At 76.4% G+C, this 10,031-nt stretch carries 9 protein-coding genes; 3 read left to right on the forward strand and 6 right to left on the reverse strand.

What is annotated here, in order from left to right:
• A partial coding sequence (locus tag Q6969_RS08755; protein ID WP_317230085.1) for a copper homeostasis protein CutC occupies window positions 1–372 on the reverse strand: 372 nt, incomplete at its 3' end.
• Between the two features lie 171 nt (window positions 373–543).
• Between Q6969_RS08755 and Q6969_RS08760 the strand changes: the two genes are divergently transcribed.
• Together Q6969_RS08760 and Q6969_RS08765 are read left to right on the forward strand one after the other, a co-directional pair.
• Window positions 544–1,404 (forward strand): sugar phosphate isomerase/epimerase family protein, encoded by an 861-nt coding sequence (locus Q6969_RS08760; RefSeq protein ID WP_317230086.1) that lies wholly within the window; start codon window positions 544–546, stop codon window positions 1,402–1,404.
• Entirely contained in the window at window positions 1,401–2,585 is a 1,185-nt protein-coding gene (locus Q6969_RS08765; RefSeq protein WP_317230087.1) for a Gfo/Idh/MocA family oxidoreductase, read from the forward strand. The genes Q6969_RS08760 and Q6969_RS08765 overlap by 4 nt, the downstream gene beginning before the upstream one ends.
• Here the strand turns inward: Q6969_RS08765 and Q6969_RS08770 are convergent.
• A complete protein-coding gene (locus Q6969_RS08770) occupies window positions 2,545–4,359 on the reverse strand; it encodes a RecQ family ATP-dependent DNA helicase (RefSeq protein WP_317230088.1) in 1,815 nt (604 codons plus the stop codon). The two genes, Q6969_RS08765 and Q6969_RS08770, sit on opposite strands and share 41 nt — an antisense overlap.
• Before the next feature lie 94 nt (window positions 4,360–4,453).
• Window positions 4,454–5,524 (reverse strand): GTP-binding protein, encoded by a 1,071-nt coding sequence (locus Q6969_RS08775; protein ID WP_317230089.1) that lies wholly within the window; start codon window positions 5,522–5,524, stop codon window positions 4,454–4,456.
• A 41-nt stretch (window positions 5,525–5,565) separates the two neighbouring features.
• On the opposite strand from Q6969_RS08775, the gene ykgO reads away from it, so the two are divergent.
• Window positions 5,566–5,688 carry a type B 50S ribosomal protein L36 gene (ykgO, locus tag Q6969_RS08780; RefSeq protein WP_094114654.1) on the forward strand — a complete coding sequence of 41 codons (123 nt, stop codon included), beginning with the start codon at window positions 5,566–5,568 and terminating at the stop codon, window positions 5,686–5,688.
• A 31-nt stretch (window positions 5,689–5,719) separates the two neighbouring features.
• Here ykgO and Q6969_RS08785 read toward each other — a convergent pair whose 3' ends face one another.
• From Q6969_RS08785 to Q6969_RS08795, 3 genes are read right to left on the reverse strand one after another with little or no spacing between them, the layout of a single operon-like run.
• Entirely contained in the window at window positions 5,720–6,892 is a 1,173-nt protein-coding gene (locus Q6969_RS08785; RefSeq protein ID WP_396335530.1) for a sensor histidine kinase, read from the reverse strand.
• A gap of 7 nt (window positions 6,893–6,899) precedes the next feature.
• Window positions 6,900–7,589: a response regulator transcription factor gene (locus Q6969_RS08790; protein WP_317230091.1), complete on the reverse strand. Its 690-nt coding sequence runs from the start codon at window positions 7,587–7,589 to the stop codon at window positions 6,900–6,902.
• Window positions 7,586–9,673: a DUF2156 domain-containing protein gene (locus Q6969_RS08795; RefSeq protein WP_317230092.1), complete on the reverse strand. Its 2,088-nt coding sequence runs from the start codon at window positions 9,671–9,673 to the stop codon at window positions 7,586–7,588. The genes Q6969_RS08790 and Q6969_RS08795 overlap by 4 nt, the downstream gene beginning before the upstream one ends.
• Window positions 9,674–10,031: the final 358 nt, after the last annotated feature.

The raw sequence follows: 10,031 nt of genomic DNA on the forward strand, positions 1-10,031 counted from the left end.
CGCGGCGTCGACCAGGCGGGCGACCAGGTCCGCGTCGACGCGCCCGTCGTCCGTGAGCCCGCCGGAGACGATGCCCGCCGCCCCCGCGGCGAGCGCCGCCCGGACGTCGCGCAGCATGACCGCGCGCTCGTCGGCGTCGTGCACGAACCCGCCGGGGCGCGGGCGCACGAGGACGTGGACGGGCAGCCCCACGGCCACCGCCGCCTCCACGAGCCCGATGCTCGGGGTCACGCCGCCCGTCGTCGCGAGCGCGGAGCACAGCTCGACCCGGTCGGCGCCGGCGGATGCCGCGGTGCGCGCGGACGCGGCGTCCTGGACCGCGACCTCCACGGCCACGCGTCGACGGGGGGACGGGTCGGAGGGTCGTGGCATGCGCCCATGGAAGCACGGGCGGCCGGGGTCGCGCCCACCCCCGCCGTTCCCCCGTCCGCCGGGAGGTGGTTACGTCTCCGTTGAACCGGTCGCGTCCGAACCGCCCGCGAACGGCGCCCGCCTACCGTGGGTCACGTCGGCCGCTCGGCCGCGGGATCCGGAAGGCCGCACATGCGCATCGGCGTCAGCTCCTACACGTTCGCCCCGGCCCTGGAGGCCGGCACCATGACGGTCCCCGACGTGATCGACCTCGTCGCCGACTCCGACGCCAGCCACATGGAGATCTCCATCGCGGGGCTCGGCAGCGAGCTCGTCGACGACCCGGGCCTCGTCGCCGCCATCCGGGACCGCGCCGACGCCCGCGGGGTGGAGCTCGCGAACTACGCGGTCGGCGCCGACCTGCTCGACCCCGACCTCGACGCCCAGGTCGCCCACCTGCACGCCCACCTGCGGGTCGCGCACGAGCTGGGGATCCCGCTGCTGCGCCACGACGTGTTCGCCTGGCCGTGGCGGGAGGCCGACGACGACGCCTTCGAGCGCGCGTTCGCGACCATCGTGCCCGTCTGCCGGGCGCTGTCGGACCACGCCGCCACGCTCGGCATCGCCACCACCGTGGAGAACCACGGCATGAGCATGAACGCGAGCGACCGCGTCCTCCGGCTCGTCGAGGCCGTCGACCGGCCGGGCTTCCGCGTCACGCTCGACGTCGGCAACTCCCTGTGCGTCGACGAGGATCCCGAGGCCGCCGTCCCGCGCCTCCTCCCCCACGCCGCCGTGGTGCACCTCAAGGACTTCGACGTGCGCGACGTGCCGCCCGACGACACGTGGATGACGACGCTCGGCGGCCGCGGCATCCGCGGCGCGGTCGTCGGTTCGGGCGACCTGCCCATCGGCCGCCTCCTCGGGCTCGTCGCGGCATCCGGCTTCGACGGGCCGGTGTCGATCGAGTACGAGGGGCTCGAGGACCCGCTCACGGGCTTCGCCGCGGGCCTCGCCGCCGCGCAGCGCCTCGCCGCGGAGGCCGTCCGATGAGCGGTCCCGTGCGCATCGGCGTCATCGGCGCCGGCACCATCGCGGGCCTGCACCTCGCGGCCTACGCGCAGAACCCGGACGTCGTGGTCGCGGGCATCTGCGACGTCGACGCCGACCGGGCGGCCGCACGCGCCGCCGAGGCCGGCGCGACCCTCGTCACGACCGACCACCGGGAGCTCCTCGCCTCCCCCGGCATCGACGCCGTCAGCGTCTGCACGCGCAACGACACGCACGCGGAGATCGCGATCGCCGCGCTCGAGGCCGGCAAGAGCGTGCTCCTCGAGAAGCCCATGGCCCTGACCGTCGCGCAGGCGGAGGCGATCGTCCGCGCGGAGGCGGCGAGCACCGGATCCGTGCAGGTCGGCTACGTGCGCCGCCACTCCTCCAACGCGGTCACCCTCAAGCGCTTCGTCGACGCGGGCGACCTGGGGCCGATCTACTACGCGAAGGCGGTCTTCCTCCGGCAGGCGGGCGATCCGGGCGGCTGGTTCTCCGACCGGTCGATCTCCGGCGGAGGTCCGCTCGTCGACCTCGGCGTGCACCTCATCGACATGGCCCTGTACCTCATGGACTTCCCCGAGCCCGTCGCGGTGACCGGGTACACGTTCCGGAAGCTCGGCGGCCGGACGAACATCCGCGGACTGACGCGCTACCTCAGCGCCGACCAGGTGCCGTCGACCGACCCCGTCGAGGACCTGGCGGGCGCGCTCGTGCGCTTCGCGGACGGCGCGGTGCTCTCGATCGAGACCTCCTACTCCGTGCACGGGCGCGACGACCTGTCGTTCGAGGTCTTCGGCGAGCGCGGCGGGGCGACGCTCGAGCCCGAGCTCCGGATCACGACGGAGCTGCACGACACGGTGGTGGAGCTGCGACCCAACATCGACGCGCTGTCGTTCGACCTCGAGGAGGGCTTCCAGGCGGAGATCGACGCGTTCGTGCGCATGGTGCGCGGAGAGGGCGCGTCCACGGCGCCGGCGACGCACGGCCTGCACCTCACGCGCATCCTCGAGGCCGTATACGAGTCGGCCGCGACCGGTCGCGAGGTGCGGCTCGACCACGACGCGGCCGAGCGGGCCGCCGCCGGGGCGGACGCGGCCGTCGGCGCGGACGCGGCCGTGGTCGCGGCCGAGCGGTCGCGCGTCACGCCGGCTGCAGGAGATCCCCGTCCCGCACGAGCCTGAGCGACAGCACGCGGTAGCCCTCCTTCTCGAAGAACACGGTGATCCGGTCGTCCTCGGTGCTCATGACGGTGCCGGGGCCCCACTCCGCGTGGGTCACGGCCGACTGCGCGGGGAACGGGTCGTCGGACGGTCCGTCGCCGGCGGGATCCGCGGCGTCGGCGCCGGGAGCGGCGCCCTCGGCCGCCTCCATCGCCGCGTCGTGCGCGTCGTCGTCCGCGAGCCGGTCGCACGCGTCGCAGTTGCCGCAGCGCTCCGGGGACTCCTCGCCGAAGTAGCCGAGCAGGTACTGGCGGCGGCACTGCTGCGTCTCCGCGTAGCCGCGCATCATCTCCAGGCGCGAGACCTCGATGCGCTCGCGCTCCTCCGCGACCTCCTTCGCACGCGCGGCGGCCTCGCGGGGGTCGAGCTCCTCCGTCACGACCGCGCCCTCCCGGTCGGATCCGAGGACCCCCGCGTCCACGAGCAGGTTGAGCACGCCGCCGACCGTCCGCGGTGACATGCCGGCGCGCTCCGCGACCGCGGCCGGGCGCACCGGACCGTCGGCGCCGGCCACCGCGACCGCCGCGTAGACGTCGCGGAGGCTCGCGGGCCGGGGCGTGCGCGCCGCGAAGAAGCGGCGGAGGCCGAGGTCCTCGGCACGGTAGTGGAGGATCCCCACGGCGGGCTCCCCGTCGCGCCCCGCGCGTCCGACCTCCTGGTAGTACGCGTCCACCGACTCGGGCGGCGCCGCGTGCACCACGTACCGGACGGTCGGCTTGTCGATGCCCATGCCGAACGCGCTCGTGGCCACCACGACGTCGACGTCGTCCTCGTGGAAGGCGGTCTGCACCCGCTCGCGCTCGGCGGCCGGCAGGCCCGCGTGGTACGCGTCGGTGCGCAGGCCCTTCGCCCGGATCTCCTCGGCGTACTGCTCCGCGTCCTTGCGCGTGGCCACGTAGACGAGGCCCGGCTGGGTCTGCTCCCGCACGTGCTCGACGATCGCGCGGCGCTTCTCGGACTCCTCCGTGTGCCGCCGGACCTCGAGCCGGATGTTCGGGCGGTCGAAGCCCGACGACAGCACGAACGGGTCCCGGAGGCCCAGGCGCTCCTCGATCTCGGTGCGCACGGGCGTCGACCCGGTCGCGGTCATCGCGACGGTCGGCGGGTGCCCGAGCGCGTCGATCACGCCGCCGAGCCCCAGGTAGTCGGGACGGAAGTCGTGGCCCCAGGACGCCACGCAGTGCGCCTCGTCGATGACCACGAGCGACACCCCGCGCCGCACCAGCCGCTCCACGACCTCGTCGCGTGCCAGCTGCTCGGGGGTGAGGAACACGATCCGCGCGCCGGGCTCCTCCACGGTCGCCCACGCCTCGTCGAGGGCCTTCCCGCGGACGGTGCCGTTGATCACGCGCGCGGGCGGCGCGGCGGGCGCCTCCTCGAGGTTCTGCACCTGGTCGGCCTGCAGCGCGATGAGGGGCGAGACGACGACCGTGAGGCCGTCCATGAGCACGGTGGCGACCTGGTAGATGGCGGACTTGCCGTAGCCCGTGGGCATCACGACGAGCGCGTCGCGGCCGCGCACGAGCGGTCCGATGGTGCGCACCTGTCCGTCGTGCAGCGCGTCCCAGCCGAAGGCCTCGCGGGCGACGCGGAGCGCGTCCTCGGGGTCGGGACCGGGCTCCGGCGGCGGGACGATGGCGGGATCCTCGGCGACCGGCGCCTCGTCGTCCGGGGCCTCGGCGGTGGTCGTGGCGGTCGTGCGGGTGGTGCCCTCTGCGGTGCGGTTCTGCTTCACCTCCCCACTGAACGCCGGGCGCCGAGCAGTGCCCAGGGCCTTGACGCCCCTCTCGGCGGACCGTCACGCTCCCCGGCGTCCGGGCGCGCCGCGCTCAGTCCGCGTCCACCCGGGGGAACGGATCCGCGTACCCGGACCACTCCGCCGGCCCCGCCGCCAGCTCCTCCCCCGTGAGCACCGCCCGCCCGATCGCCCGCCGCAGGACGTCGGGTCGGAGCCCCACCCCGAAGAACGCGATCCCGGTGCCGCGCGGCGCGTGCTCCTGCCACGGGTCGATCCCGGTCGGCTGGAGCGTCAGCATCGACCCCACGCTCGACCAGCCGCCCACCTCGCCCGGCCGTGACGCCAGCGCCACGAACCCCTTCGAGCGGAGCACCAGCCCCGCGCGGTCGGGCCGCAGCTCCTCCTCCACCGCCCGGGCGAGCCGCCCGGGGTGCAGCGGCCGCGGATCGCCGACGACGACCGATCCGACGGGCCCGTCCCGCCGATCGACGTCGGCGGGGCGGAGGGCACGGTCCGCGGCCGTGAGCTCGCGCATCCACCCGGCCGACGCCGCGAGCCCCGCGACGTCGCCCCAGCGCGGCAGCCGCCCGAGCGCGAGGGGCCGGCGCGCATCCAGCACGGCGGCGCGGGGGGCGAGCCGGCGGACGAGCGCGAGCAGGGTCCCGCGGGCCTCGACGGGCACCCGCGCCATCCCGGTCAGCACCACGACGGTGGCGTACTCCACGAGGTCCACGAGCGTCTCCGCCTCCTCGAACGCGTCGTCGACGCGGCCGGACGCCGTCGCGTGCAGCCGGTCGGCGGGCACGACCGAGACGACGTGACGGAGCCCGAAGCCGGATCCCGGCCCGCCGAGGGCGCGTCGCAGCCCGTGCTCGCGGCGCAGCAGCTGGTCGAGCCCCATGCCGGTCGCGCGCGCATCGGCGGTCGCGGGGATCCCGACCACGGCCTCGGCGCCCGGGCCGCGCTCGGCGAGGCCGTCGAGGAAGCGCGCGATCGGCTCGACCGGGTCCGCCTCCTCGGGCGGCAGCACGAGCAGCGACGCCGACGCGTCGTCGACCGCGTCCCGCAGCACGGAGCGGAGGCCGGATCCCTCCCCCACCACCAGCACGACGCCCGACGGCGGTGGTGCGTGCACGGGCAGGGGTCGACGAGGAGCGGGCATGGCGCTAGTCTATTGAGAACTGTTCTCAAGAAAGGACCACCATGAAGGTGCGCAACTCGCTCAAGGCCCTCAAGAAGCTCCCCGGCGCGCAGGTCGTGCGCCGCCGCGGCCGCGTCTTCGTCATCAACAAGCTGACCCCGCGCAACAAGGCCCGGCAGGGCTGAGCCGCGCCACCCGCCACCGCGACCTCGGGCGTCAGAGCGGGAAGCGCAGCCGCAGCAGGTGCGATCCGTCGGGGCGCAGCTCGGCCGTGAGCCCCCCGCCGAGCAGCTGCGCGCGCTCGCGCAGGCCGGTCAGTCCGTGGCGCCCGCTGGGCAGGTCGAGGAGCGGCATCGTCGCGCGCCCGGCCTCCACCTCCACCACCACGGATCCGGCCTCGAGCCGTCCCGTGACGCGCACCGCCGCGCCGGTCGCGTGCTTCCGCGCGTTCGTCAGGCCCTCCTGCACCGTGCGGTAGACCGCGCGCTGGCCGGCGGCGGGCAGGTCGGCGGGGAGGTCGAGGTCGACGTCCACCCGCATGCCGCTCGCCGCCACGAGCGCCGGGACGTCGTCGAGCGTCGGCTGCGGCGCGAGCTCGCGCCGGTCCCCGCCCGCGGCCCGGAGCAGCTCCACCATGCCGCGCAGCTCCTCCAGCGTGACGGCGCTGAGGGCGCGGATGGTGCGCGCGACCCCGCGGGAGCGCTCGTCGGCGGCGCCCACCTGCAGCGCTCCGGCCTGCACGGCGATGAGGCTCACCTGGTGCGACACGACGTCGTGCATCTCCCGCGCCAGCACCGCGCGCTCCCGGGCGAGCGCGACCTGCGCGGCCTGCCGCTGGCCGAGGGTGTGGGCCTCCCGCAGCTCCGCGAGCTGCGCCGCCGCATCCCGCCGCTGCCGCAGGAACGCGCCGAGGAGCAGCGGTCCGATCGTGTAGATGGTCGCGTCGACCAGCGGCTCCACCACCGCCTGCAGGTCCGCCGGCGTCCCGAAGGGCAGCAGGTCCGCGGCGATGACGAGCGCGGTCAGGGCGACGACGCGCCAGCGCGGCGTCCGCGCGAGGCCCAGGTCGAAGAGGCCGACCAGCACGGGCACGTAGGCGATGCCGATGTAGACGGCCGGGACCGCGAGCAGGACGCTGAGCCACGGCCATCGGCGGCGCAGGAGCAGGCCGAAGCAGGCGACCGCACCGGCGACGGCGTCCCACGGCGTCTCGGGATCGGCGAGGAACGTCAGCGAGGCGCCGGCGGCGATGCCCGCGAGCAGCAGGTCGACGAGGAACGCCCGGAGGCGCTCGGTCGCCGTGGCGCGACGAGCCGTCCCGTCGTCGTCCGCGGAGGCGTCGGCGCCGGCGTCGGCGTCGGCACCGTCCGCGCCCGCCCTCACGCGCATCGCGCGGTCACCGCCGGGGCACGAGGCCGGCGCGGTCGGCGACCACGGCCGCCTCGACGCGCGATCCGACGCCGAGCGCCTGGACGATCGAGCTGACCGTCTCCTTCACCGTGCCGAGCGTGAGCCCGCACTCGGCGCCGATCTCGGCGTTGGACAGGCCGCGGGCGAGCGCCCGCAGGACCGTCACCTCGCGGTCGCCGAGCCGGGCGACGCGCGACCGCTCGGCCTCGGCCTCGACGGAGCGGAAGAGGCGGCCGGGCCGGAGGCCGGGCGCGAGCACGATGCCGCCGGCCGCGAGCGTGAGCACGTGCCGGGCGAGCTGCTCCGGATCCGTGTCCTTCAGCAGGAAGCCGGACGCCCCCCGGTGCAGCGCCTCCAGCACCTGGTCGTCGGTGTCGAACGTGGTGAGCATGGCCACGACGGGCGGGCGGGGCTCGGCCATGAGCTCCGCGAGGATCGTGAGGCCGTCGGGAGCGGGCATGCGGATGTCGAGGAGGACGACGTCGGGCGCGAGCTCCCGCACGGTCGCGACCGCGGTGCCGCTCGAGACGGCCGCGCGCACCGCGATGCGGGGGGACGCGCCCAGGACCATCGCGATGCCGGAGCGGACGAGCGACTCGTCGTCGACCACGACGACGCTCACGACGGATCCCGTCGCGGCGGCGGGGTCGAGCCCCGCTCCCGATCCCGTGCTCACGCGTCGCGCCTCCCGCCGGCGGATCCGGCGGCGGCGCCGGTCGCGACGCCGCGGTCGCCCGCGAGGCCGAGGCTAGCGCGCCGAGCCCCGCGGGCCGCCGACCGCGTCGCCCGGCGGACGGCGCGTCCCTCGGCCAGCGCGGCCCGGACCGCGCCCGCGAGGTGGCGGATCCGGAGGGTCGGGACGTACGCGGCCGTGAGCGCGCGCCCGATCGGCGCGAGGTCCGCCGCCGTGGGGCAGGCGAGCCAGAGCGTCTCGTAGCGCGGGTCGAACTTGGCCTTGAAGCGCAGCAGCGAGGTGAAGCCGTAGGAGGGCTCGAGGACCCGGCCGGTCGCCGTCAGCAGGCGGGCGACGAGGCGGTCCGCGGGGCCGCGCCCGCACGTCGTCCCCACGCCCGCGAGCGGCGTGCCGGACAAGCTCAGCGTCGCGAGCCCCTCCTCCTGGAAGGCGCGCGCGGCGGTGGTGATGAGGAACTCCATCACGCCCGGCATCGGGTCGGCGCCGCGGCGCATCACGTCGAGGGTGCGGCCGACGAGGACCCCGTCCCGGTGCTCGGGCAGCCAGCTGGTGACGCCGTGCACGCGGCCGGACGCGTCGACCGCGAGCAGGACCCGGACCTCCGGGTCGTCGAGCTCGCGGAGCCCGCCGAGCGTGAACCCCATCTCCGGCAGCGCCTTCGCGTCGGCCCAGTGGCCGCTCAGGGCGTCGACAGCGCGGCGGAGGGCCTCGGGGAGCGTCCGGTAGCTGCCCCACACGGCCTCGACGCCGTCCCGCGCCGCCCGGTTCACGGCCGTGCGCAGGTCCTGCCGCCGCTTGCCGGAGGTCGAGAAGCCGGCGAGGTCGATGACGGCCTCCTCGGCGACCGGCGTGACGCTCCAGCCGAGCTCGGCGAAGACCGGCAGGTGGTCCGAGTGGATGCTGTAGAAGGCCGGGACGAGCCCGCGCGCGGAGCAGTGGCGGGCGAAGGCGCGGATGGTGGCGGGCGCGTCCGCCGCGGTGGCCAGGGGGTCCGACACCGTGATGGCCACGCCGTGCGCGGCGCGGTACGCGACCGCGCCCCGGGCGTCCGACCCGGGCTCGTCCGCCGCGAACCAGTGGCTGCTGCCGGACCAGGTGCCCATGAAGCCGAGGGATCCGGCGTCCGAGGCCACCAGCTGGGCGAGCACCCGCTCGCGGTCGGCGGCCCGGTCGGCGACGTCGGCGCGCGCGCGGAACGACCGGCGCCGGGCGACGAGCACGACCAGCGCGGCCGCGGGGGCGAGCCAGGTGGTCAGCACCAGGAGCGGGATCTCCATGTCGGACCAGGAGGCGGCCGGGAGGTCGAACCAGCCCTCGGCGATCGGGATGACCGTGTAGTACCAGGCGAGGAGGCCCGTGATGAGGAGCAGCGCCGCGATCCCGAGCACCAGCCCCAGGCGCCTCCCGCGGAGGAGGAGCGCGACGGCGACGATGAGGACGGAGAGCACCGCGACCGTGCTGCCGGGGTCGAGCAGCGCCCCCATGGACGACAGCACCCCGATCCCGTCGCCCGACACCGCGGCGATCCACCAGCTGAGCGTGACCGTGCCGAGCACGGTCGCGGCGACCACGCGGGCGCTCGACGCCGCGGGATCGTGCCAGGCGGGACGGTCCGACAGGGGCACCAGGATCCGCCCGAGCCCGAGGCCGATGAGCAGCGCGACGCCGCGCGTGAGGTCGATCCCGTGGCCGCCCGCGAGGAGCCCCGCGAGCACGGCCGCGAGGACGGCGGCGCGGAGGCCCTCCCGGTGGGCGGGCGCGAGCCCGCGGCTGGCGGTGGCGACCACCGCGACGAGCACCACGGACGGCGCCCACAGCCGGTCGGCCGCGTCCAGCTGGGAGTACCAGTCGCCGAGCGCGACGCCGACGGCGAGGAGGAGGGACGCGACGGCGACGGGCGCCAGCGATCCGAGGCCCGCCGCGAGCGCGGTGCGGAGGACGCCGATGCGGCTCTCCGACCAGGCGAGCACCATCACCGTGACGGCCACCGCCACGGCCGTGGCCACCGGGTGCGCCAGCTCGCCGAGGCCGGCCATGACGCCCATCCACAGGCTGCCGGCCGGCACCGCGAGCACCGTCAGCGGGTGGCGGGCGAGGGCTCGGTGGACGACGCGCGTCGCGCTCGGTGCCGCCGCCGCGGGGTCGACGGCGGACGGCCGCGACGGCGGAGCGGGAGGAGTCGGAGGTCGCGTCGCGGGGTCGACGGCGGACGGGCGGAGGGCAGGGGGGAGCGTCGGGTGCGGCACCGATCCAGTGTGCGGAGCGGGTGCCCTCCCGGTCATCGGCCGCCGGACCGACCCCGCCAGCCCATCGGCGGGGCACGACCGCCGATCGGCTGCGTGCTCCCGCCGCGCGTCCCCGCGGGCGCTCCGGGGCGATCGCCCGCGGTCGCGGATCCCCGCGTGGCGCGGTCAGGCCGTCGCC

The organism is Clavibacter sp. MX14-G9D (assembly GCF_032917815.1).
Lineage (GTDB): Bacteria > Actinomycetota > Actinomycetes > Actinomycetales > Microbacteriaceae > Clavibacter > Clavibacter michiganensis_K.

Coding starts and splice junctions, on each gene's coding strand:
- Q6969_RS08760 (WP_317230086.1), top strand. CDS start 544: ATGCGCATCGGCGTCAGCTCCTACACGTTCGCCCCGGCCCTGGAGGCC.
- Q6969_RS08765 (WP_317230087.1), top strand. CDS start 1,401: ATGAGCGGTCCCGTGCGCATCGGCGTCATCGGCGCCGGCACCATCGCG.
- Q6969_RS08775 (WP_317230089.1), bottom strand. CDS start 5,524: ATGCCCGCTCCTCGTCGACCCCTGCCCGTGCACGCACCACCGCCGTCG.
- ykgO (WP_094114654.1), top strand. CDS start 5,566: ATGAAGGTGCGCAACTCGCTCAAGGCCCTCAAGAAGCTCCCCGGCGCG.
- Q6969_RS08785 (WP_396335530.1), bottom strand. CDS start 6,892: ATGCGCGTGAGGGCGGGCGCGGACGGTGCCGACGCCGACGCCGGCGCC.